21 protein-coding genes and 4 pseudogenes are annotated in these 23,733 nt (G+C 42.8%); 12 read left to right on the plus strand and 13 right to left on the minus strand.

Going from position 1 to position 23,733, the window contains the following annotated elements; genetic code table 11:
- The first annotated feature begins 106 nt into the window (after positions 1-106).
- Positions 107-256, plus strand: a complete 150-nt coding sequence (locus LYNGBM3L_RS35670; RefSeq protein WP_154659643.1) for a hypothetical protein — start codon at positions 107-109, stop codon at positions 254-256.
- A gap of 21 nt (positions 257-277) precedes the next feature.
- Here LYNGBM3L_RS35670 and ligA read toward each other — a convergent pair whose 3' ends face one another.
- Positions 278-3,556 (minus strand): NAD-dependent DNA ligase LigA, encoded by a 3,279-nt coding sequence (ligA, locus tag LYNGBM3L_RS46315; protein ID WP_008178084.1) that lies wholly within the window; start codon positions 3,554-3,556, stop codon positions 278-280.
- Positions 3,557-3,751: 195 nt separating this feature from the next.
- Between ligA and LYNGBM3L_RS01275 the strand changes: the two genes are divergently transcribed.
- Positions 3,752-4,198 (plus strand): tellurite resistance TerB family protein, encoded by a 447-nt coding sequence (locus LYNGBM3L_RS01275; protein WP_008178085.1) that lies wholly within the window; start codon positions 3,752-3,754, stop codon positions 4,196-4,198.
- A 245-nt stretch (positions 4,199-4,443) separates the two neighbouring features.
- Positions 4,444-4,602 (plus strand): hypothetical protein, encoded by a 159-nt coding sequence (locus LYNGBM3L_RS45360; RefSeq protein ID WP_154659644.1) that lies wholly within the window; start codon positions 4,444-4,446, stop codon positions 4,600-4,602.
- Positions 4,603-4,744: 142 nt separating this feature from the next.
- Here LYNGBM3L_RS45360 and LYNGBM3L_RS37760 read toward each other — a convergent pair whose 3' ends face one another.
- Positions 4,745-5,815 carry a hypothetical protein gene (locus LYNGBM3L_RS37760; protein WP_008178089.1) on the minus strand — a complete coding sequence of 357 codons (1,071 nt, stop codon included), beginning with the start codon at positions 5,813-5,815 and terminating at the stop codon, positions 4,745-4,747.
- 311 nt (positions 5,816-6,126) lie between these two features.
- Here LYNGBM3L_RS37760 and LYNGBM3L_RS50075 point away from each other — a divergent pair.
- Together LYNGBM3L_RS50075 and LYNGBM3L_RS46320 are read left to right on the plus strand one after the other, a co-directional pair.
- Positions 6,127-6,374 (plus strand): annotated as a pseudogene (locus tag LYNGBM3L_RS50075) (UPF0175 family protein).
- Positions 6,367-6,561, plus strand: coding sequence for a PIN domain-containing protein (locus tag LYNGBM3L_RS46320; protein ID WP_008178093.1), 195 nt, complete (start codon positions 6,367-6,369; stop codon positions 6,559-6,561). Before LYNGBM3L_RS50075 ends, LYNGBM3L_RS46320 begins: the two are co-directional and overlap by 8 nt.
- 13 nt (positions 6,562-6,574) lie before the next feature.
- Here the strand turns inward: LYNGBM3L_RS46320 and LYNGBM3L_RS33515 are convergent, their stop codons facing one another.
- A complete protein-coding gene (locus LYNGBM3L_RS33515; protein ID WP_008178095.1) occupies positions 6,575-7,693 on the minus strand; it encodes a type III secretion system chaperone family protein in 1,119 nt (372 codons plus the stop codon).
- A 98-nt stretch (positions 7,694-7,791) separates the two neighbouring features.
- Here LYNGBM3L_RS33515 and LYNGBM3L_RS01295 point away from each other — a divergent pair, with 98 nt between their 5' ends.
- The 4 genes and pseudogenes from LYNGBM3L_RS01295 to LYNGBM3L_RS01310 form a co-directional block, all read left to right on the plus strand.
- Positions 7,792-8,139, plus strand: coding sequence for a XisI protein (locus tag LYNGBM3L_RS01295; protein ID WP_008178098.1), 348 nt, complete (start codon positions 7,792-7,794; stop codon positions 8,137-8,139).
- Positions 8,140-8,502: 363 nt separating this feature from the next.
- Entirely contained in the window at positions 8,503-8,781 is a 279-nt protein-coding gene (locus tag LYNGBM3L_RS01300) for a hypothetical protein (RefSeq protein WP_008178102.1), read from the plus strand.
- Complete coding sequence (locus tag LYNGBM3L_RS01305; protein WP_008178103.1) at positions 8,778-9,227, plus strand: type II toxin-antitoxin system VapC family toxin; 450 nt, start codon at positions 8,778-8,780, stop codon at positions 9,225-9,227. Before LYNGBM3L_RS01300 ends, LYNGBM3L_RS01305 begins: the two co-directional genes overlap by 4 nt.
- Before the next feature lie 64 nt (positions 9,228-9,291).
- A pseudogene (locus tag LYNGBM3L_RS01310) lies at positions 9,292-9,522 on the plus strand (XisI protein); the annotation flags it as partial.
- 68 nt (positions 9,523-9,590) lie between these two features.
- Here LYNGBM3L_RS01310 and LYNGBM3L_RS01315 read toward each other — a convergent pair.
- Complete coding sequence (locus LYNGBM3L_RS01315; RefSeq protein ID WP_008178108.1) at positions 9,591-9,926, minus strand: XisI protein; 336 nt, start codon at positions 9,924-9,926, stop codon at positions 9,591-9,593.
- 90 nt (positions 9,927-10,016) lie between these two features.
- On the opposite strand from LYNGBM3L_RS01315, the gene LYNGBM3L_RS42605 reads away from it, so the two are divergent.
- Positions 10,017-10,187: a hypothetical protein gene (locus LYNGBM3L_RS42605; RefSeq protein ID WP_154659645.1), complete on the plus strand. Its 171-nt coding sequence runs from the start codon at positions 10,017-10,019 to the stop codon at positions 10,185-10,187.
- Between the two features lie 95 nt (positions 10,188-10,282).
- Here LYNGBM3L_RS42605 and LYNGBM3L_RS01320 read toward each other — a convergent pair whose 3' ends face one another.
- The 3 genes from LYNGBM3L_RS01320 to LYNGBM3L_RS01330 all read right to left on the minus strand — a co-directional run bounded on the left by LYNGBM3L_RS01320 (position 10,283) and on the right by LYNGBM3L_RS01330 (position 12,609).
- The gene (locus LYNGBM3L_RS01320) at positions 10,283-10,939 is read right to left on the minus strand and encodes an ankyrin repeat domain-containing protein (RefSeq protein ID WP_008178110.1); all 657 of its coding nucleotides are present in this window, start codon (positions 10,937-10,939) and stop codon (positions 10,283-10,285) included.
- A gap of 92 nt (positions 10,940-11,031) precedes the next feature.
- Positions 11,032-11,634, minus strand: a complete 603-nt coding sequence (locus LYNGBM3L_RS01325) for a hypothetical protein (protein ID WP_081431846.1) — start codon at positions 11,632-11,634, stop codon at positions 11,032-11,034.
- 504 nt (positions 11,635-12,138) lie between these two features.
- The gene (locus tag LYNGBM3L_RS01330) at positions 12,139-12,609 is read right to left on the minus strand and encodes a hypothetical protein (RefSeq protein ID WP_008178120.1); all 471 of its coding nucleotides are present in this window, start codon (positions 12,607-12,609) and stop codon (positions 12,139-12,141) included.
- Between the two features lie 111 nt (positions 12,610-12,720).
- Between LYNGBM3L_RS01330 and LYNGBM3L_RS35690 the strand changes: the two are divergent.
- Positions 12,721-12,834 (plus strand): annotated as a pseudogene (locus LYNGBM3L_RS35690) (element excision factor XisI family protein); the annotation flags it as partial.
- A 108-nt stretch (positions 12,835-12,942) separates the two neighbouring features.
- Here LYNGBM3L_RS35690 and LYNGBM3L_RS01340 read toward each other — a convergent pair.
- The 3 genes from LYNGBM3L_RS01340 to LYNGBM3L_RS35695 form a co-directional block, all read right to left on the minus strand.
- Positions 12,943-13,161, minus strand: a complete 219-nt coding sequence (locus LYNGBM3L_RS01340) for a type II toxin-antitoxin system HicB family antitoxin (RefSeq protein ID WP_044491941.1) — start codon at positions 13,159-13,161, stop codon at positions 12,943-12,945.
- Positions 13,148-13,366 (minus strand): type II toxin-antitoxin system HicA family toxin, encoded by a 219-nt coding sequence (locus LYNGBM3L_RS01345; RefSeq protein WP_008178126.1) that lies wholly within the window; start codon positions 13,364-13,366, stop codon positions 13,148-13,150. The genes LYNGBM3L_RS01340 and LYNGBM3L_RS01345 overlap by 14 nt, the downstream gene beginning before the upstream one ends.
- A gap of 93 nt (positions 13,367-13,459) precedes the next feature.
- Positions 13,460-13,774 (minus strand): XisI protein, encoded by a 315-nt coding sequence (locus tag LYNGBM3L_RS35695; RefSeq protein ID WP_229414251.1) that lies wholly within the window; start codon positions 13,772-13,774, stop codon positions 13,460-13,462.
- A gap of 55 nt (positions 13,775-13,829) precedes the next feature.
- Between LYNGBM3L_RS35695 and LYNGBM3L_RS01350 the strand changes: the two are divergent.
- Positions 13,830-14,003 (plus strand): annotated as a pseudogene (locus LYNGBM3L_RS01350) (element excision factor XisI family protein); the annotation flags it as partial.
- A 91-nt stretch (positions 14,004-14,094) separates the two neighbouring features.
- Here LYNGBM3L_RS01350 and LYNGBM3L_RS01355 read toward each other — a convergent pair.
- From LYNGBM3L_RS01355 to LYNGBM3L_RS01365, 3 genes are all read right to left on the minus strand, one after another.
- Positions 14,095-14,793, minus strand: coding sequence for a DUF7003 family protein (locus LYNGBM3L_RS01355; protein WP_008178132.1), 699 nt, complete (start codon positions 14,791-14,793; stop codon positions 14,095-14,097).
- Between the two features lie 7 nt (positions 14,794-14,800).
- On the minus strand, positions 14,801-19,168 hold the full coding sequence (locus LYNGBM3L_RS46860) for an eCIS core domain-containing protein (protein WP_008178134.1): 4,368 nt from the start codon (positions 19,166-19,168) through the stop codon (positions 14,801-14,803).
- A gap of 135 nt (positions 19,169-19,303) precedes the next feature.
- Positions 19,304-23,674, minus strand: a complete 4,371-nt coding sequence (locus LYNGBM3L_RS01365; RefSeq protein ID WP_008178136.1) for a hypothetical protein — start codon at positions 23,672-23,674, stop codon at positions 19,304-19,306.
- Positions 23,675-23,733: the final 59 nt, after the last annotated feature.

A 23,733-nucleotide genomic window follows, 5' to 3' on the forward strand; every position in this document is an offset into this window, starting at 1 on the left:
ACTCCATTGAAAGAAAAGCGCAAAGCGATCGCTCGCAGACGCAAGCGTCGGTACCGCTAAACCTTCAAGTCACTGTTACCACTCCCGGTCATGAGACGCGGGTTTTGTGCTACTCTATCATCTTACCGGTTTAACCAACCAAAGTATAAGGAATCGGGAATCGGGAATCGGGAATCGGGAATCGGGAATCGGGAATCGAGAATCGGGAATCGGGAATCGGGAATCGGGAATCGAGAATCGGGAATCGGTAACGTAGATTTGTTTGGAATACGTTCAGTTAAAGCAAGTCCAATAGCTGGGATTCAGTTAATTGGGTAATTCCTAATTTTTGAGCCTTTTCTAACTTAGAACCGGCATCTTCCCCAACCACCAAATAATCAGTTTTGGCACTAACGGCACTAGTAACCTTACCACCAGCGTTTTGAATCAAGTCTTTCGCGTCACTACGCTTAAGGGTAGGCAAGGTGCCAGTAATCACAAAGATTTTTCCAGTTAAGGGTAGAGATTTATCTAGCGCTATAGTTTTAGTAGAGGCTTCTAACTGTAAACCCGCTTCTCGCAATCGAGCAATCAAGGTCTGGTTGCTGGAAATCTGAAACCAACCCCAGACAGACTGAGCAATTTCTGGTCCAATGCCATAGATTCCCTCAATATCAGTGACGGTTGCTTGAGCCAACTGCTCAATGGTAGGAAAAGTCTGGACAAGGGTTTGAGCATTGACACTACCCACATGACGAATCCCTAACCCATAAAGGACTCGTGACCAAGGTTGAGTTTTGGATTTTGCGATCGCATTTAGCAACTTTTGGGCTAACTTATGCCCAATACCATTCAATGACACCAGCTGCTCTAGGGTTAAATTATAAAGGTCAGCAACAGATGTCACCAAGCCTTGGTCTACCAATTGTTCTACAATCTTTTTCCCCAAACCATTAATATCAAGAGCATAACGACTTGCCCAGTGGGTCAGAGGTCTCTTGTCAATCGACTGTAAACCTGCCTCTCGCAATCGATCAATCAAGGTCTGGTTGCTGGAATTCTGAAACCAATCCCGGACAGACTTAGCAATTTTTGGTCCAATGCTGTAGATTCCCTCAATATCGGGGATTGTTGCTTGAGCCAACTGCTCAATGTTACGGAATTTCTTGGCAAGGGTTTTAGCCTTGTCACTACCCACATGACGAATCCCTAAGCCATAAAGGACTCGTGACCAAGGTTGGGTTTTGGATTTTGCGATCGCATTTAGCAACTTCTGGGCTAACTTATACCCAATACCCTTCAATGACACCAGCTGCTCTAGGGTTAAATCATAAAGGTCAGCAACAGATGTTACCAAGCCTTGGTCTACCAATTGTTCTATAATCTTTTTTCCCAAACCATTAATATCAAGAGCATTACGACTTGCCCAGTGGGTGAGAGCCCGTTGTTGTACTTTTGTCCCTGCCAATTGCACTGTGGGAGCTTCTTCAGTAGCAGGAAACTTCTGGGATTTTACTAATAGCTGGGATTCAGTTAATTGGGTAATTCCTAATTTTTGAGCCTTTTCTAACTTAGAACCGGCATCTTCCCCAACCACCAAATAATCAGTTTTGGCACTAACGGCACTAGTAACCTTACCACCAGCGTTTTGAATCAAGTCTTTCGCGTCACTACGCTTAAGGGTAGGCAAAGTGCCAGTAATCACAAAGGTTTTTCCGGTTAAGGGTTGGGTTTGGTCTAGCGCTATAGTTTTAGTAGAAGCTTCTAACTGTAAACCCGCTTCTCGCAATCGAGCAATCAAGGTCTGGTTGCTGGAAATCTGAAACCAACCCCAGACAGACTGAGCAATTTCTGGTCCAATGCCATAGATTCCCTCAATATCAGTGACGGTTGCTTGAGCCAACTGCTCAATGGTAGGAAAAGTCTGGACAAGGGTTTGAGCATTGACACTACCCACATGACGAATCCCTAACCCATAAAGGACTCGTGACCAAGGTTGAGTTTTGGATTTTGCGATCGCATTTAGCAACTTCTGGGCTAACTTATGCCCCATACGCTCCAATGACACCAACTGGTCTAGGGTTAAATCATAAAGGTCAGCAACAGATGTCACTAAGCCTTGGTCTACCAATTGTTCTACAATTTTTTCCCCCAAACCATTAATATCAAGAGCATTACGACTTGCCCAGTGGGTGAGAGTGCCCTTAACAATCGCAGGACAAGATGAATTAATACAGCGAGTCACTGCTTCACCCTTAGGACGCACCAAGGGTTGACTACAAACAGGGCAATGGGTAGGCATCTCGAAGGGTTTAGCATGATCAGGACGTAACTCTGGTAAGACACGTACCACCTCCGGGATAATCTCCCCCGCTTTCCGTACAATCACCGTATCCCCAACTCGCAAATCTAATTGGGCAACATAATCACCATTGTGTAGGGCAGCCCGTTGTACTGTTGTGCCTGCCAATTGCACTGGTTCTAAAATAGCCAAGGGTGTCACTGCTCCGGTGCGTCCCACATTAACGGTAATTGCTTCCACACGACTGGGAGCTTCTTCAGCCGGATATTTCAGAGCAATCGCCCAACGAGGAAACTTCTGGGTAAACCCCAATTGTTGTTGTATCCCGAAAGCATTGATTTTTACCACTACCCCATCGGTCAGGTAGGGTAAATCTTGCCGTCTCGCATCCCAGTAATTGTAATAATCCTGAACATCCTGTAAGGAAGCACAACATTGGCGATGGGGATTCACCGGAAAACCCAGCTTTTGCAGCAATTCTAGAGCATCCCATTGGCAATTGGGCATTGGGATGGTGTACTCCTCACTACTATCCTGATTCGGAATATGTAAGGTATAAGCAAAGAAAGCCAATTGCCGTTTAGCAACAATTCGAGGTTCTAATTGGCGCAAGGTACCAGCAGCGGCATTACGAGGATTAGCAAATAATGGTTCACCTGCTTGTGCTCGTTCCTGATTAATCCTCTCAAATACATCCAGAGGTAAGAATGCCTCACCACGCACTTCTACTAAAGCTGGCAGTTGGTCTAGATTAAGTTGGTCTAGATTGAGCCGCAAAGGAATAGAGCGAATAGTGCGGACATTCTGAGTAATATCTTCTCCTGTGGACCCATCACCCCTGGTCACTCCCCTGACCAAAATCCCATTTTCATAGGTCAGTGCTAATGCTGAACCGTCAATTTTGAGTTCACAAACGTATTCAGTATTAAATCCTGAGTCTTGGGAAATATCACCAGAAATATGACGCTGCCATCGTTCTTGCCATTGGCTAAATTCCTCAAGGTTAAAGGCATTATCCAGACTATAGAGTGGGATATTGTGGCGCACGGAAACAAAACCAGTAGCTGGTTTTTCTCCTACCCGCTGGGTTGGACTATCAGAGGTTACTAACTCAGGATACTCTGTTTCCAGCTCTTGCAGTTCCCGGTAGAGTTGATCGTAGATGGCATCTGCCATGATGGGATTGTCCAGGACGTAGTAGGCATAACTAGCGTTTTGCAACAGTCGCCGCAGTTCCTGAATTCGCTGGTTTACGTCGGGGGTTACTGGTGCCACAGGGGTGATTATCCTTGATGGAGATTGACTCTAGTTTATCGGTCAGATTAACCAGATTAACTATAGCCCTGCTTGAGGTGAAAGAGAAAACTTTGGCAAAGTCTAGTCACAAGTTCAGTATTTCTACTAATTCCGTTTGCGGTCACCAATGTCATCTTGGTATTAACTAAGGTACTTTTCCAAGAGACAACAACAATGGGTCTGTTTGACAAAATTTCAATTAGTCGTCAACACAGCCAAATAACACTCGGACCAGCTGAAGCCTTTGCTGCGATCGCATTAATTGCTGGTGCTGCTGACGGATACGCGACTAATTCTGAGGTCCAAGCTATTATTACTGCCTTATCTCGCATGCAGCTGTTCAGGAGCTACTCAGCTGATGTAATGGCAAGAATGTTTGAACGACTTTTGATGCTCCTCCAGCGGCAAGGTTCTGAGCCTCTTCTTAGTGCAGCCCTAAAATCACTCCCCTATGAGCTACAAGGAACAGCCTTTGCGCTCGCCACTGATATTATTTTAGCAGATGGAGAAATTACCGATGATGAAGAAGAGTTTTTAAACGAGCTTTATCATGCTTTAGAGATATCAGAAGAAACGGCTATAAAAATTATAGACGTAATGTTAATTAAAAATCAAGGGTAATAGGATTTTTCGTTTAATTAACAATTACTAACTTAATTAAGTTTGACAAAACTGGCTAAATCTATTTAGTTGAGGGTTCACTGTTGAAAGTGAACCCTCAACTGTTAATTGTGATCTGATCTAAATTGTGATCATCTGGCACTTTATAGAATTACTAACAGATTCACTTTCTAGTATCCCAACTGTACTTCACAAGAACCAGTCAACGCACTGTATTTGGTTCCCTAGGATTGCCACAGCGATTGATGTCACGAGTACAGGGCACACCAATATCAGCCGGATCTAGTACACAAGGGCCAATGGGTTGTGCGATCGCAGGGGTTGCGCTACTTATAGCAGAAGTCAGAAGTCAGAAGTCAAACTCTTGCGCTTACAAAGGGTGTGAGACTTTTGTCATGTCCTAACTGCCCTGGCGACTGCTATAAAAACAGTTGTGCCGCTACCAACAAAGCGCACAGGACTTTCAACGCTTGGTCGAATTTGAAGTCCATGCCGTTTTTGAGAACCTTTAAGATTTTCATAACCTAACTTATCTCTAATGTTGAGTTAAAAACATCCTTCTACCCATGCCACTTCCGGTAGTTTACCAGCGCGGAAAGTAGTTACCTTACCCTCTGGATTGGTTTCAAAAATCAATCGATAATTTTTATCTGAACTATCCGTTGGTACGAAGGTTGCATATTTACCACCCGGTACATATTGATGGGGTTCAAGTTCTATTTTGTTACCATATACAGACATGACTTTCTCTAATTTATCCCCCACTTTGATACCGCTAATGGTGCTAATCTGGGGAGAACGTGTGTCTACCCTGGCAATTTTTCCTTCTATTGCCATAAACCACAGATTTTCTATGCCTTCTGGCTGAGATATTAAGCAACCATAGTCTCTTCGACTACTAGCGTCTTCTGGCAGTAGTTTAACTTGGCCAGCCTGGGATGCTTCTTCCAGCGTCATGCCCACGGTGATGGGGCCAATGCCATTAATTGCTATTTTAGATTTAGTAGAAAGTCTTTCTCCCTTGCTCCCAGTCTTCAAACAGAGGTTTTCACCACTTAAGTCCCCAAAACAATTGCCGTCTTTGTTGAGGATAACTACCGATTTGATAGTTGAGAACTGTTTGAGGGTAGATTCAATAGCACTGGTAGCTCTGGCATCATAGCCTACCCCAGGGGAAGGAATGGCACGGCAAAACTTGAGGGTGGCGGTTTCTGCTGCAATAGAGAGGGTAAAATCTTTGCCACAGTTGGATTGACCCTTAAGTTGTAGTGCTTCGGTGAAACCAATTTTAGTTTCTGCTTTGGTCGGACCAATAATCAACTGTTCAATGGCAAAAGTAGCCACTGCACGACTAGTGGTGCTTCTGACTACAGGTTCCACATACCTAAAATCCTGATTACTTTGAGGTTGCTTGGGAAAAAAAACCTTAACGTTTTTTTGCTTAGGAGTAGTTTGAGTTTGGGTAGGAGTTGGGGATATTTCTACTTCTGTTATAGGAGATGGAGAGGAAGTGGATGTATCTGGTGGCGGTGTCTGTTGTTCATTACAAGCATTGAGACTCAAGTATGCCAAGAGTATGCTACTCAAGAGTATAGTTTTAGATTTGTGTAGATCCATTGCGCACCTCACAGTTATCCTTGTTAAAGTTAATATAGCGTTTTTTATCCTAATGAGGTGCAAATAATTTTTACCTTCTTACCTGTTCCCTGTTCCCTAAAATCCATGAATTGTGTACCTCATAGCACTGACATGCTCCCTACGGACTATATAGCAATTCTATATCCCATAAGGTACCTATTATCCCCCTAAATCCCCCTTAATAAGGGGGACTTTGAAGTTGATAAGCGTACCTCATAACTGCAAGAAACGCTATACCTTACTTATTAAATAAATGCTATAGTTATAGCAAAGTAGCTTTCCCCTTGATTATGTATCAAGTTACCCTATCTGTTCCAGAAGAAACCGCACAGGCTTTAAACCTAACACCAAACTAGGACAAGAATTATGTTTAAGTGCTGCGATGAAACTTTATGAATTAGGTAAACTTTCCTCTGGTGCTGCTGCTCAACTAGCTGGTATTGAGCGAGTAGTTTTTTTATCTAAGTTGAGTGACTATGGTATCAACACTTTCAGATTAACAGAAGCGGAATTAACAGAGGATTTAGCGAATGCCTAATGTGATTGCTGATACCTCACCAATTCAATATCTCTATCAAACAAATTTACTGGATTTACTACCACAACTTTATGGATCGGTTATTGTACCTCAAGCTGTGGCGAATGAATTAGCTGCTCTAGTATTTCGTCTTGATTACTCCACACGAATGGCTGTTTTGAAACTTGCTGGTGAATTATCTTGGTAAGCCTATTTCTGTCTTAACCCTCAATCCGCAAAATCGCTTCTTTCACTTCCACCTCTGATTCAATTACTGCCATAATTCCTGGTAAATATTCATCCATTGTCATGACGTTAGCGTAAACGATTGGTTTAATTAAAGCAAAACTAAGATTGTCCTCTTTTACATCAATGCTGGTTTTGTAGCGGATTTCTCCATCGTCGAAATCGAATTCAAAATTACCCATAATCATGCCATAGTTGGCGCGAGTGATAAATTCTGTGATGGCTAAGCGCTTGTTTTCTGGAGTCTTAACGGGACAAATTGAATAAAAAACGAATTGTCTGTGTTCTTCTCTGGCTTGGGCGTAGCAAGTCCATTGTCCGTTTTCACCCCGAAATAAAAGACGCAAGGCTGATGTTTCTGGTATCTTGACAAATTGCCATTGATCTGATTCAAAAAAGTTAACTATTGCCGTAAATATTGATTGGTTTGTGGTGGTATCTTCTTCCGTTTCAGAGAATGTTTCATCAACTAATTCGTTGAAAACGCTGCTAATTCCCTCAAGAAATTCAGAGGTAGCGTTTTGGGTAGCTTCAGCTAAATTTGCTTGGGTCCATTCTTGGAAAAAGTTAACAATTCCTGCGGAAAGTTCTTCGCTGGTGGCTTCTGGGTCGTTAATGGTGGAAGGATTAAGGTAGTTCCAGAAGGTGTTATAACCCACTTCACCGTTTGGTTGTTGTTGTTTGACGGATAAGCATAGCCAGCTTTCGGTGTTGAGTAGTTTGTTTGTTAAGGGGTTTTCGGGTTGTTGACAAAGCTGAAGCAGGTAGTTAGCAGCTTCTTCTGCGGTGGAAGCCTTTTCTAATAGCTGTGGCAGTAAATCCGGTTGGAGAGTGGTTTCAATTTGGATATCACCACTGGGGAGAAAGTTACCACCACTCATGGGTGCCCGTACTTCTGGTTTGAGGTTGAATAGTTTTTCGGTGTCGATGCGGTGATAAAGTTCGGGAGTTACGTGGAAGGTAAGACGACATTCGATGATTTGGTCGTTTTGTTTGGTGAGGGATAGGGAAGTTGTGGGAATGGTTAAGGGATTGGAGGACTCGCTTAAGGTTAACTCTTTGTCTAAAGGGAAGTTTTCAGTATAATCATTCATTTTTTTGATAAATTAAAGTAAAGCCAGTTGTCGTTAATCGCAGTCCTGGTTTTAGTTCCAGTACTTTTTTTCGGTGTAAATTTTGAGGAAATTATCGAATGGAAACCACCAATCAACGTTTAGAACAATGGCGTGAAACCCTAGAAAATATTTTAAAGTATTACGCCAATCTTCCTGACCGCTATGGTGATGTGACAACCTCTGTAATTATCAGTGGCGAACGCAATCATTTTCTGCTAGTCCATGAAGGCTGGGAAAATCATCGCCGTGTATATGGTACGATTGTTCATGGTGAAATCCGCGATGGTAAAATCTGGATTCACTACGACGGTATTGAAGATGGTATCACGGATGAATTGGTTGCTTCAGGAGTACCGAAGGATAGGATTGTTCTTGCTTTTCATCCCCCCGAGATTCGTGAACATAGTGGGTATGCGATCGCATAGCATTGGCTTTGGTGGGTTACGCTGTCGAAGGGCGCACCCTACAATATCATGGGATTAGCCCAAAGGGCTACGCTTCGCGATACTCCAAAAGAGCCGCTAAAAGCGATTGGCCGTAGGCCACGCTACGCGAAGGCACTCAGCCACTCCTTTTTTTTTTGATGAGGATACGCTCTAAAATAAAAAAAATATAAGCCAAAATCTTTGCTAAATAAGGCTTTGAGAGATTTATACCCAAGAGTGAATTTGTTCTCCATGTCAAAAAGCAAGCACAGTAAGCTTTGATGTATTGATAGTACACGTGTATGGGTGACTTCAGTTATAATGGTATTGCCTGGAAAATAATTTCATTATTTATAAAAAAAAATGACTATAAAGCTTCAATTTAAACCAGAAGTAGAGGCTCGTATAATTGCTAAAGCTGCTGCCAAAGGTGTATCAGTACAAACCTATCTTGAATCTGTGATTGAAGATAGTTTGATGAACCAAGAACAAACATGTTTCTATGAAACAGTAACCGATAAAGAATGGAACTCGGAATTAATGGATTTAATCAATAGTCCAGCTTTTACTGTAGCACCGCCACTTGCCGATACAGCAGTTGTCCGAGAAAGTATATACACAAGAGAAGAAGAAATGTTATGAGCTATTTGGTGGATACAAATGTTTTGCTGCGTTTGGTGCAGAAGAATAGCCCGATGCATCCCGATGCTCGAAAAGCGATTTTTATGCTTAGAAGACAAGGTGTGTCTTTATGTATTATTCCACAGAATCTTATCGAGTTTTGGGCTGTTGCCACACGACCAATTAGCAATAATGGTTTAGGTTTATCTATTGATGAAGCTTCACAAGCAACAGATAAAATCAAGAGAATATTTTTAGTATATCCTGATACTCCTGGGATTTTGGCTGAGTGGGAAAGTATTGTTATTAAACATCAGGTTAAGGGAAAACAAGTACATGATGCTCGTTTAGTTGCTGCGATGGTAACTCATAAAATTACACATTTACTTACATTTAACATTGATGACTTCAAACGTTTTACTGAGATTATAAGTGTTAATCCCCAAAGTGTTGCTTCACAGGCTTAGATATATTCGGTGATGTGACAATTCATATGATTATCAGTGGCGATTGACCTATGGTCACGCGGGGCGCGTTCGCAACCATTTTCTGCTGGTCCATGAAGGCTGGGAAAATCATCGCCGTGTATATGGTACGATTGTTCATGGTGAAATCCGCGATGGTAAAATTTGGATTCACTACGACGGTATGGAAGATGGGATCACGGATGAATTGGTTGCTTCAGGAGTACCGAAGGATAGGATTGTTCTTGCTTTTCATCCCCCCGAGATTCGTGAACATACTGGGTATGCGATCGCATAGTGTTTGCTGATAAGTTCTATGACAGTCAATTTACCTCTCAAATTATAAAAACTGCCGATAAATTTACTCTAATTCACTGCGAAGTCAGTATATTGACGTACAGCAGGTTCTTGAAATGCTAGTACAATATCAGTCTTTGGTACTCCCAATTTGACGAGTTCGTTGGCAAAACCAATTTCAGTTCCATCATGATGTATCCAAATTTTGGCATTTTTGATGCTGAAATGTAGAACACAACCATACATGGGTTGGCGGTTTTTCCAACCAGTGTAAACAACTTGATAATGGTCGTGGTCTGAGTCAAAAATTAAGGCAGCTTCAACATCTTGATCAGATGGACTTTTACTGGCATAATCACTCAGAAGTTGTTTAATGTATTGGCGATACTGGATTATTTTTTCCATTCTAAAATCACCTCTTCAGATAAGCAATCTATGCAAATCTTGATACAAAACCATTATACAATAATCAACTTCTTTTAGAGTTCTAAGTTATTGTGGGTTAGATCGGCGATTGACCGTAGGTCACGCTACGCGATGAAGCGTTTCGGCAAAGCCGACGCTACGCGAACGCAAAGCGTGGCCTACGGCCTCAGCTTCCGCGCTTGTGCGATTGACCGTAGGTCACGCTACGCGATCGCGTATAGCCCTAGGCCAATAAGTTAGGACATAAGATTCAGGGAGCGGTCAGGATTCCGCCTTGAAAAATGTCCTAAGCTGAACGCCTCTTACCATACTATATGAGGTATGTCTAGAGTGTGTCATGGGCTTGTTTGCTTGAGGTAAGAGACATTTGGCTCTTTTGCGCCGTAACCCACCAATAATCTTTTGATTTTCTCTTTTATCTCAGTGTCTGCATTCTTCGGCAGCCTTTCTATTGGTTTTCGGTAATCGTTATCAATTACTTCCGGATCGGCATCTCGATCGAGAAGCGTTTTAATTATAGGAATATTCAGCTTACTTACCGCGATCCCTAATGCATTCATTCCACTAAATCCGCCAGCTTCATTGATTGTGTCTTTTGCTCCGTGATTGAGGAGCAGTTTAACCATTTCTATATTTTCTTCCTCTACACTCCATCTCAGAGGAGAATTGCCTTCATTATCCTTGACATTAGGATTAGCTCCCGCTTTCAATAGTAAGCTTACTATCTCTTTGTGGCCGCCCCACATAGCCATGAGTAATGGATTAGAATCCCGGTCTAGATTCCAAGCATTGACATCAGCTCCGGCTTTTATCAAAAGTTTTACAATTTCTATTTTTCCTCCATAATCAACTTCATCTATCGCTTCTTGTAAGGGAGTCCAGAAAGGGGGATTAGGCATGTAAAAATTAACGTCGAGACCTTGTTCAATCATCTTCGCAAGATTACTATCATCATGGTATCGAATTATCTCAAAAATATCTTTATTGTTCATTTTAATTAACAAAAATAAGATGAGGATAAACTACTTTAAACTCAATCCTTGAGATTACTAGTAACGTTCAAGGCTTGAGCTAAAAATATTCTTTATATATAATCTCCATAATTGTCTAATAGCTCTTGGCAGTTTTCCAGTGCATTCCTCATTTGATTGAGAGCATCTGTGTGTCTTTGATCCGGTTTTCCACCAAAGCATTCATCTTGTATTTGTTGTCTTTGATCAATACATTCTTGTAGAATTTTAATTCTGTTAATAACATGGTTTTTCGTTATTCCTTTGACTGATCTTCCTTTGAGTTTTTTCCCGGCTTTTAGCTTATCCAAAGCTGGCTTACACCCAGGCAGTGGTATAGAACCACAAATTGCATCTTTTTCCCCTTGGAGTCTCTCAAGGACTTCATCTTCACAGGTCTGATTTGAATGTTTTCTATCTCTTTCCGCTTTTTTTTTGCCATCTTCACTTTTACTTCTTCGACTTGTATAATCATAATCCCAATCTTTTCCCCCATCAATAACTGTGATAGAGCTGAAGATAGGATGTTTATTCTTGGTAAGATTGGCAGCTTTTATTGCATTAGCTTTAGGTAAGCATTCAGCTATCAGCCAAAGGCCTTTGGCCACGCTTTCGGCAAAGCCGACGCTTCGCGAACGCGAACAGCTATCAGCCAAAGGCCTTTGGCCACTGGGCATAGCCCACGCTACTTGATGTGCTTATGGGCTATGGGCAAGCTACACCGAACAGCTTTTGAATAAGCGATGCAGCTTCGGAACAGGGGAGGCAGTGCCGACCTGCGGGGGTTCCCACGGGGCAAACAGCGGTGCGGACGCAGGTTCCGCACACAGCCCCTCCCCACTCGCGGTCTGCCGTGGTTTCCCCCACTCGCGCTTGGGATCAAGAAAACAGGTAAGTATTCGTTTAATCTATGTTACGGAAAGCACCTCAAGTAGCGTGAGCTTTTAGCTCACGGCTGACCGCTGACGGCTGAATGCTTACAGCTTTAGTTATTTTATTGTCCTTTAAATATTTATTCTCTTCAACATGTAAGTCTCTAAGTCCGCCTTCAACTACTTTTTCTTTACTTTGCTGATTCTTACTCCCCTTACCGTTTTTGCCCTTTAAATAACCCCTTCGCTTTCAACAACACCTTATCAATCGCCTGATCAATCCGCTGGCGAATCTTACCAATAATTTTCTCAACCTTCTTCGCCAAACCACCAATACCCAACAGCGAAGCCAAGAACCCAATCACCACTGGTACAGCTTTCGCTAAAGCATTCTCTACCAACTTCGCAGCACCACCAACTGCACCGGATGCGATTAGCCCAAAGGGCTACGCTACGCGATTGACCGTAGGTCACGCGGGGCGCGTTCGCACTCACGGCATCCACAACTGCATTTACCAATTCCAGCACCTGACTACCGCGATTAACAAAGAACATGATGATGTCATAAATTGCCATGGCGGCTTTGACAAATGCTGATGCTGGATTTAACAAGCTCAGAATCCACTTCACCCCGGCGGTGATCACCTGGGTAACTACCATGTTATTGATTTGTTCGATGACTGTTTGTTTCAGGTCGTTGAACTGTTCCTTAACATGTTCCCACAGTCCCATGGCTCCGCGATCGCGTAATACCTGGAATATTTCGACGGCTTTCTCCATGCCAGCTACTACTTCCCAAAGAGTTTGGCTGCATTACCACGAATGTAGGCAAATATCAAGCCCAAGACTTGGGTTACTAAGCTGAATATTCCCGGTAAGCTAAAGATGTCAATTGAAGATGGGATCACGGATGAATTGGTTGCCACAGGAGTACCGAAGGATAGGATTGTTCTGGCTTTTCATCCCCCCGAGATTCGTGAACATACTGGGTATGCGATCGCATAGTGTTTGGTTTGGTGGGTTACCCTGTCGAAGGGCGCACCCTACAAGATCAGCGATTAGGCCAAAGGGCTACGCTACGCGATTGACCGTAGGTCACGCTACGCGAACGCACTACGCTGCCTTACTAATAGTTGGTTCAGGAAGAGTTTCACCTGTTTCTTGATAGGCTATTACCAAAGATTCTAAGGCTTCAGTTCCATTCTTAACTGCTTCTTCATAAGTTTCTCCATGAGTCCGCCATTTTTGTCCGGGGAAGTCAGGGAAACCAACTAAAAAACAATTATCTTCTTCTGACCATTGAATTATCATTTGATATTTAAGTTGGCTTATCATTAATGTTACCTTCTACTTCATCAATAGCTTTTTTTACATTCTTTTCTTGATAGGGCTTAGCATCGTTTCCGTCTTTACCTGAAACTGTGAGTTTCCCAGAATAAAGAGGATGTACCCAGTTTGTATGGCTTCCTTTACCTGGTATTTCTCTAAAACCCGCTTGGCGAAGCATTTGTTTGAGAACCCTGATTTTCTTTGGCATTTACTAGAAATTTTACATATTTCCTATTTTATCTAACTCAAAATGGTTACTCATCATCATTATAATTAATTTTATGGTTAAGTCAATCCACTACTAAGCCACTCCGTAGTCTGTGTAAGGACGTTTATAACTGGGATGTAAACCGAAAATAATGTCTGCTTTCGGTATACCCATGTCTACCAAATCTTGCGCCAAATCAGCCTCTGTCATATTGCGCTGAATCCAAACGTTGCCATCTTTGATATCTAAATGGATGAAACTGTTGTAAACTCGTTTGAGTCCATCCCAGCCGATATCTAAAAGTTGATAATGGTCATGTTTTGTGTCAAAAATTAGTTGACACTCAATCTCTGAATTTGGATTATTTGCTTCTAAGGTGGCATGATTAGTTAATAGCTGGCGGATGATTAATCGGTACTTTTATAGTTTTTCCATTGGATGATTACCTACTCAACAGGATTGTAATGCTACGATTGTTCATGGTTCAATCCGCGATGGTAAAATTTGGATTCACTACGACGGTATGGAAGATGGGATCACTGATGAATTGGTTGCCACAGGAGTACCGAAGGATAGGATTGTTCTTGCTTTTCATCCCCCCGAGATTCGTGAACATACTGGGTATGGGGTTTTATAGGGTGTGCTTTGGTGGGTTACACTGTCGAAGGGCGCACCCTAGAATATCATGCGATCGCACTTTTATTTAGTCCCCGTAATCATTAGAGGATTTAGTACTCCCATAAAGACCAGTGCGTATTGACTTTATCTGGGTCACAAAAGTATAACTTTTTTTTATTGTGCATTAGTGCTTCAGCAATACTCTTAAAGCACTCATTTTGACTTGGCAACTCATCATTTAAAATATCTGGATGATGCCAGTCTTCCAATTTTATAAACTCTGTTATTTCCTCTTCTACTAGAGCTTTAATGAGCGCATCACCTGATAAAAATAAGTCATTAGGAGTTACAAATGCAAGCAGCTTTAGTAAACTTAACTCTATGGTATCTCCACAAGTCAGATCAACTCCTGCAATCTCATAATCATCCCTATAAAAAACGAAATCTTTAACTTTACCATCAACAGATGATACAAAACTGAATCTATTAACAAATGATCCTTCTGTATCTTCAAAGATGCTGAGGTTATCAAGCAAACTTATGTCATGGGCAAGACGCATTCCTTGTTCAAATAAATGGTTGCCGTACCCATAAATCAGATTAACAAAAAGATTCTGGCTATTAGCGAAAGCTATCACCTCAAAAGCTAACAACCATTCTTTATCACTACGAAAGACTGTTAGACGCATATCTACAGCAGAGAAATTATTATTTTCAAATGTTGGAAAGTTCATATCCTCAGCATGAGAATCCAGAGTTTCCAGAATTTGCACAGCCCAATTGCCTGACATAACAGTGTCACTTTTCATCTATGGCTTACTTTCCTTTTAATTCCTTAAGTTCTCTATGCTTTTTCAGGATTTGCTTCACTTTATTTCCTTGCTTCCCTGATGCAGACCAGGAATGAGGATATAGTCTCTGTTTCCCACTTGCAAGACCATGATTAAGCAACCCTGTTGGAGGCTGGTGATCTCCAATCCAAGTTCCGTTGCCCCCAGGTTCCTTTACCCCTGTACTATGGCAACCATAATTACCACCAATTTGCTGTATTTGTTTGCTCTCATCTTTAGATACAATTGGTCCGCTTGACGAGATAGACTCCTTTGCGTAAGGACCAGGCTTTAAGAGTGGATCTTTCAAAAGTTCTTGGATTGCTTCCTCTAATTTCTGTACTTCTTCTGGAACCTCAGGTTTATCGGTTATAAATAATTTACCTTGTCTTAAGTTTTCGGCAAAAACGCTTAACTTGGTCTTTTTACGAGCAGTTTTACTAATCTCTAGAATGATTGAGTCCTTACTTTGATCAAACGAAATTATTTTGCTGATGTTACCTGAAGACTTATTTTCAATTCTATTGCCGATCTTTATTTGTGGTGGCAATCCTTGCTTTTTAGTTGGTGTATCTACCTTAGCCCTAAAAACATATTGATAATCCCAACTATCTTTGCCATCAACAACAGTGATTGAGTTAAATACTGGATGTTTTTTATTGACGATATTGGCAACTTTTTTAGCATGTTTTTGACTTATACCACCATTCTGAATAAAAGGCTTTTCTTCTTTTTCAAAAGCAGCTAATCCAGCTTTACGATCTTTCTTAGTAAACTTACCATCCTTATTCCCCTTACCCTTCTTACCCTTAAACAACCCCTTAGCCTTCAACAACACCTTATCAATCGCCTGATCAATCCGCTCCCGAATCTTACCAATAATCCCCTCAACCTTCTTCGCCAAACCACCAATACCCAACAAGGAAGCCAAGAACCCTATTACCACTGGTACAGCTTTCGCTAAAGCATTCTCTACCAACTTCGCTGCACCACCAACAGCACCAGATGCGATCGCACTCACGGCATCCACAACTGCATTTACCAATTCCAGCACCTGACTACCGCGATTAACAAAGAACATGATGATGTCATAGATTGCCATGGCGGCTTTCACAAAGGCTGATGCAGGATTCAACAAGCTCAGAACCCACTTCACCCCGGCGGTGATCACCTCGGTAACGACCATGGTCTTGATTTCTTCGATGACTGTTTGTTTCAGGTCGTTGAACTGTTCCTTAACATGTTCCCACAGTCCCATGGGTCCGCGATCGCGTAATATCTGGAATATTTCCACGCTTTTCTCCATGCCAGCTACTACTGGTTCCCCAAAGAGCTTGACTGCTTTACCACGAATATAGGTAAATGTCAAGTTCAAGACTTGGGTTACTAAGCTGAATATTCCCGGTAAGCTAAAGATGTCATCGGGTAGTTGAATACCCATCGGTCCCAGGGTTCCAGTTAACCAGCCAATTAAACCGGCTTGTAGATGTTGCCCAATATTAGCGACAAAATTCTCAAAGCCTTGTTTAATACCACTAATTAAATTGCCTAGGAAGCCGATGGGGTCTTTAATAATGTTACCAATTACATCAGACGCTTTACTCAAGACACTCAGCAACATGTCTTTGAGTTTATTAATGGTATCGATGACTCCAGTTATGGCATTGGCTGCTTGATCAACTAACCCCTGATTAGCAGCCTTCATCTCATCGATGCGGGCATTAACAGCTTGCAGCTTTTCGTTATAGTTCTCGGCCAGAGTATTAATTAGCTGATCTTGTTTGCTGTCAACGCTTTGTTCCAACTGGTCGAATTGACTTTGAATATCCGTAGCGGCTTGTTGACCTACAGTTTTCAGGTTTTCGGGTAATTTAGCTACATAGTCTTTAATTTCTTGCCTACCCTTGGCAATTTCTGCTTTAGCATCGGTTAAGGCAGTACCAATAATGTTGACGATTTTATTGAGGACAACATCCATTTTTGCCAGGTAAAGTTGTCGTCCTTCTTGATAAAAAGCATTAACCTCTGATGGTAAACCTAGTAATTTATCCTTACCCCAAAGATACCAACCGAAATCGCCACTATAACGCTCATCTTTGTAAGCCTTCATTTTTTCATCAACGTAGTTCTCGAAGGCTTTGGTGGCTTGATTGGCACCAGCGTCAAATTCTTGATTAACCTTACCATCTAAGCCATTGAGAATGTCCTCAACCTTAGTTTTAGTTTGGTTGTAAATCTTTTGAATATCCCCAGCAACCTTAGCTCGTTCTTGCTCATCCTTACCCTTAGTTTTAATTTGCTGATTGGTAACCTGAGCTAATAACTGAGCCCGGGAGCCATGCATTCCTTGGAGTTGTTGCCCCGCTGTGGTTGCAGCTTCCCCTTGGGCTTGGGTTAACTGGTCTTGTTCAAACTGACGATAGGCTTGGGGTGCTTGGCTGGCATTAGTTTGAGCCTCTTGTTTTGCTGCTAAAGCTGTTTGGAATTGGGGTTCATTGGATTTAGCTAACTGTTCCGAAGTAACATCAGCCTCAGCCATCTGTTGGTCAAGTTTTTGGCTACTTTCTTGTAGCGGTGCCTCCACTTCACCTTGTCCCTTGGCTTTAGGAATAGCTTTGTCAGCACCAATATTTTTGGTTACTGCTCCCGCTTCATTGGCAGCTAGGGGAGTTACTGATTTCGGTTTAATACTGCTGGTATCCGGTGCTTGTTTCGCCTTCTGTTCTAAGGGTGCTTGAGATGCAGTTTGCTCTTGCTTAACGGTATTTTGCATCTGGCTCTTGACAGAAGCCAGTTTGTTACTATCCTTAAACTCATCCGCTTGTTCAAGAGTTTCCGGAGCTGCTGACTGGATGCGCTCCATTAATTTAGCCTTGAAAGCAGCAGCATCAAAACCAGGAGTGGGAGCTTGTGCCATCTCACCCACTTGATTGGCCTGAGCTTTGCTTTCTATTTCCTTGGCTGGACTTACCGCTGCAGCTTGGGCTTGTTTCGCTTTTGTACTAGCTGGGGCGTGTTGTTTTTGCTTATTGGCAATTCCCTTAGCTTTAGCAACCACTGCTTTAAAATCTGGATCTGACTCTGGGGAAGCAGCAGTAGTTTCTAGGGGTGTTGTTTCAGCAGGTGTTGCCGTGGTTTCTTGATTTACCTCCGCTTTCATCCCTTGATTAGCTGCTTCTGGAGCCATTGCCTCCTGGTTTTTCCCTGGAGAAACTCCAGAACTAACCGATGTTGCCTGGCTTTCCGGCTTTGGGGCTGTTTCAGCCTTAGTCTCAGCAGTTTCTTGAGGTGCAACTACCTCTGTGTTAACTGTATTTTCCCCCTCGACTTCTGGTTTTATATCAGTATCCTTGACAAGAGTCGGAGATTCTTGATTGACCCCATTCCCGGGAGTATCCTTGATCGGAACAGCAAACCCAGCCTTCTTTTCGACTTTATTTGCCTTCTTGGCCTGTTGATCAATTACTTTCGCCTGAATTCCCCCGTTCTGCTGGATAGTATGGGTCAACTCATGAGCCGTCAAACTATTCTTACCAGGAGACTTCCCCGCACCATAGAAAATATCCCTACCATGGGTAAAGGCTTGCGCTCCCAACTCCTTATTCATCTGTACGGCACTAGAGTCTGTATGCACCCGCACCCCACTAAAGTTAGCCCCAAATCTGGGTTCCATGAAAGCACGGGTAGAGTCTGGCAGAGGTTGACCGGTACCCCGTCGGGATTGGATTTTAGTTTCTAAATTAGATGATACTTGTGGGGTTTGACCAGGATTTGCTTTAGTTTGTATTTCTTCTTCCCCGGATTGTAACTGTAGCGCTATCGGCTTAGTTTGTATTTCCTCTTCCTGGGATTGTAACTGTAGCGCTATGGGCTTAGTTTGTATTTCTTCTTCGTCCGATTGTAACTGTAGCGCTATCGGCTTAGTTTGTATTTCTTCTTCGTCCGATTGTAACTGTAGGGCTATCGGCTTAGTTTGTATTTCCTCTTCGTCGGATTGTAACTGTAGGGCTATCGGCTTAGTTTGTATTTCTTCTTCGTCCGATTGTAACTGTAAGGCGATCGGCTTAGTTTGTATTTCCTCTTCCTCCATGGAATTTTGCACTGGTGGTGCTGCCATGCGCATTACTTGGGCTGCAACACTGTCTGCCTCCTTTTCGTACACATCATTGGCTTCCCCCACTTGCATTTTTGTCTGGATGAGACGATTAACTGCTTGGTTTCCCAGTTTTCGTTGGAGTTGCAGGAGGGGGTGAACCGGACTATGGGTAGCCAAGGGGGTTGGCTTGGCTTGAACGGTTTTTCCCTTTGGGGTTATTTGGTTGTTTTTGGTTTGGCTTGCCCGTTGATATCCCATATGGTTCACCTTTTCCTTGGCCGTTCCTACTAATATGATGATGCAATTTTTACAGACTGAGTGTATGCTAATGTTCTGGTTGTAACGCCAGTAAGCTTTAAACCGTTAGCTTTACCTTTCTTGCTCAGGGTCTGTCTAGGGCGAGTTTGGGTCACGAATCTCTGGGTTAGGACTAGGACCAGGGTCAGTACCAGGGCGAGGATCAGGGTCAGGATCAGCGACAGGAAAATCTCTCCCTACAGGAGGCTCACCTATACCTCCCAATAGCCGTTCTATATTTGCGATTCGCCCTTGTATACTTCTGATTTGCGTTTGTAGACTTTGGAGCTCAGAAGCGTTATTCAGTTCCCTCCTAGTCACAGCATCAAGTTTATCCATACTAATACTGTTATTAGCAATTTTGGCATTGGTCACGGAGTTATTGGCTAACTCAGCAGTACCCACGGTGCCGTTTTGAATCTTGGCAGCGTTGACTGCATCATTGGCAATTTTGGCATTGGTCACGGAGTTATTGGCTAACTCAGCATTACCTACAGAACTATCCCCTTCAAATTTAGTGGCCTTCACAGTTCCAGCCACCTCTAATTTTTCACTAGGATTGGTTGTCCCAATGCCGACATTGCCGTTTGGCTGTAACCTCATTATTTCTTGACCATCTGCAGCACCGCCTGAAGCCGCAAAAATGAATCTGAATGCATCATTCGTATTATCTCCCCATGCCAGTACAGAATCTTTGCGATCTGCCCCTTCATCTTTCAATCCTAGAAATACAGTGTCACTATTCCAAGCAACTTGTAGTCCTCTTGTCATCCAGGGGCGATTACCACCTCCTAATCCATCTCCAACTTGCAAAAGGGATTGTGGATTATTTGTCCCAATGCCGACATTGCCAGCATTATAGTAAATCTTGTTACTACTACCATCAGACCACTTTGTGCCACCAGCGCTAATACCAGTTAAACCAGAACCATCCCCTTCAAACCTAGTGGCTTGGACAGTTCCATCCACCTCTAATTTTGTACTAGGATTTGTTGTCCCAATGCCAACATTACCAGAAGTAGGATGAACTGTTAACCCATCCCGCGAAAGCAGATCAGAAACACTAGGAAGCCAGCTATCATTATCTAAATTGGCTAGGTATGGTAAGGCTAGATATACTTCAAAAGATCCGTCAGCGTCGTCACCCGCTATACCCATAGAAAAACTCTGACCACCCAACTTCGTTACCTCAGATGTGGGAATTACGCCATCTACTCGATACCAACCATCTGGAGCATTATCACTTTGTTCCTTGGTAATTATCAATCCACTATTAGGCTTTCCGTTACCCCACCCAGCAAGTTCGCCAAATCCCACTTGTTTACCGGAAGAAATCTTGAGCCAAGCTTTGAGATGTACGTACTTTTTGGTTAAAAAATTACCTCGGGACTCAAAGGGAAAAAGTATCATGGTATGTTGTCCTGAATTATCCCCAGTAATTTTCAAAATCCTACCGTCACGAAAAGAAGCCCAACCATCAGCTAAACCACCTCTTTTTATTCGCGAACCTTTGTTAGATATGCCAAACCAATAAGGATTTTCTTCGGTTGCATCATCTACACTATCGGCAGCATTGGCTGGTTTTGTTCCTACATAGGGTCCTTCAAACCCTTTCGTGAAAGGGTGGGCTGCTTCTAAAGTAAGATTCCCAAGGGTGTTGTACCCAGCAGGCTTGTTGCCATCGAGTATATTCATGTAGGAATTTCTGATTAGATTAGGCGGCATTGATGACCCCCTAATCATGCCAGAGGTTGTAATATTGCCATTGACAGTGAGGTTGTCTTCGATAGTCAGCGACTTTGCCTTAACAGCTCCATCCACCTCTAGTTTTTCAGTAGGATTATTTGTGCCAATGCCGACATGGCCAGCATTATAGTAAATCCTGTTACTACCACCATCAGACCACTTTCCAGCACTAATACCAGTTAAAGCAGAACCATCCCCTTCAAAGTGAGTGGCCTTAACAGTTCCAGCCACCTCTAATTTTTCACTAGGATTGGTTGTCCCAATACCGACATTACCATCCACGGTCAGAGCACCAGTAGTATGTAAAGCATCATCCACCCTCAGTGCCCCAGATGAATGCCCTGAGCGAATTACCCCTGTAACTTTCACTTCATCATTATCTGCATCCCCCAAGGACACATTCCCTTTTACTTCCAGCAAACCATTCACTGTCAGGGAACCATCGATGGTTGAGTCTCCTGCCCCCTCAAATTTAGTGGCCTTAACAGTTCCAGCCACCTCTAATTTTTCACTAGGATTATTTGTGCTAATGCCTACATTACCATTTCCTTTAATAACAAGGGCAGTTTCTTCAACTCCATCGTTACCCGTATTAACAAAAGCAATTCCTCCATCAGGGTTAGGGTGATTCCCGTCGGTTTTTTCAATCACTAAAGCATCTTGACTAGTCCCAAAGAAATTGTTGTCGTACCTGAGTCGAAAACCATCTCCACTAGGTGTACCGGATTCATTAGTACTATGAAAAATCTGAGTTCCTGTAGTCCCTAATTTTAAAGCCCCAGATACTTCTAAAGTGCTAGCCAGCACACCACCCACAGTTAAGTTATTTTCTATGGTGAGGGAACCTGTTACCCGATCGGTCACACTTAATTGAGCAGTAGCGATCGCATCCCTAACACTGAGATTCCCATCCACTGTCAGAGCACCAGTGGTATGTAACGCATCATCCACCCTCAGCGCCGCAGATGAATCCCCTGAGCGAATTACCCCTGCAATTGTCACTTGATCATTATCCGCATCCCCCAAGGACACATTCCCTTTTACTTCCAGCAAACCATTCACTGTCAGGGAACCATCGATGGTTGAATTTCCTGCCCCCTCAAATTTAGTGGCCTTAACAGTTCCAGCCACCTCTAATTTTTCACTAGGATTATTTGTGCCAATGCCGACATTGCCGTTTGGCTGTAACCTCATTATTTCTTGACCATCTGCAGCACCACCGGTCGCCGCAAAAATGAATCTGAATACATCATTGGTATTATCTCCCCATGCCAGTACAGAATCTTTGCGATCTGCCCCTTGATCTTTCAATCCTAGAAATAGATGGTCAGTATCCCAAGCAACCTGTAGTCCTCTTGTCATCCAGGGGCGATTACCACCTCCTAATCCATCTCCAACTTGCAAAAGGGATTGTGGATTAGTTGTCCCAATACCCACATTGCCATTGGGGTCAATCGTCATACGGTGTTGATAGTTAGTAGCAAAGGTCAATGGGTGGTTCGATTCCGTTCCAATTACGCCTCTGGCTCCATTCCAACTATCATTACTAAAAACACTGGTTACTACCCCACCACCAGACCTGACATTTAACCGAGCATGCTGTGAACCTAAGATGTCTAAAACTTTGTGCCAATCCTGAGGATTATGAATAGAGGTTGTGCCAATACCGACATTGCCATCCACTGTCAGAGCACCAGTGGTATGTAACGCATCATCCACCCTCAGCGCCCCAGATGAATGCCCTGAGCGAATTACCCCTGCAATTGTCACTTGATCATTATCACCATTCCCCAAGGACACATTCCCAGGCATATGCTCGGTATCACGGGCAATCACATCCCCCTGTACTTCCAGGCTTCCAGCAACGGTTAGGGAACCATCTATGGTTGAGTCTCCTGTCAGGTTTAAGTTGGTGGCCTTAACAGTTCCAGCCACCTCTAATTTTTGACTAGGATTATTTGTCCCAATACCTACATTGCCATTTCCTTTAATAACAAGGGCAGTTTCTACAACTCCATCGTCACCCGTATTAACAAAAGCAATCCCTCGATCAGGCTTAGTGGGATTAATATCTCTTTGTTCAATCACTAAAGCATCTCCACTAGCCCCAAAGAAATTGTGGTCGTACCTGACTCGAAAACCATCTGCAGTAGATAACTTAGCACCAGCAAGCTTGCGTACATAATTATGCACTTCACTAACCTTACCGTCGTTGTCTAGTTTCACCTGTGCCAACAGAATCACATTATCCTCGGGAGGAGGACTATCAGCATTTTTTAAATCTACATTACCGTCTTGGAGATTGTCTTGACTTGTGTTACTCCCGTAAATGACAAACTTGGGACGTTCAGTGGTGCGAGTGTATTTGATCTCGCTACCTACTCGGTAACCCTTGTCCTTAATTTCCCGATACATGACGGTAATTTCAATAGTTGCCTTGAGTGGTAATCCATCTAAGTTAATCGTGTTAATCGTGTCCGGTACTGTACAATTGGGTAAAACAATAATTTCTTGACCATCTTTATCAATGGCCATGCCTTCACTAACGGCAATTTTTTTATCCCCGGCTCTGGTTACTTCTAATCCTTCCACCACACCCCATTCATGGAGTAAACGATTGTGACGCAGGCGCATGTCACGATGGTAGGCTTGCTCATCCTTAAAATCTTCTTCTACTAGAAACTGGGAAGTAAAGTAATTGGGACGTTGAATATTTTTCATTATGGTTATTATATTAGTTTGAAATTGGGTCTGGTAAAAATTATTGGTTTTAGGGAACA

Origin of the sequence: Moorena producens 3L (assembly GCF_000211815.1) — a bacterium.
Classification (GTDB): Bacteria; Cyanobacteriota; Cyanobacteriia; order Cyanobacteriales; family Coleofasciculaceae; genus Moorena; species Moorena producens.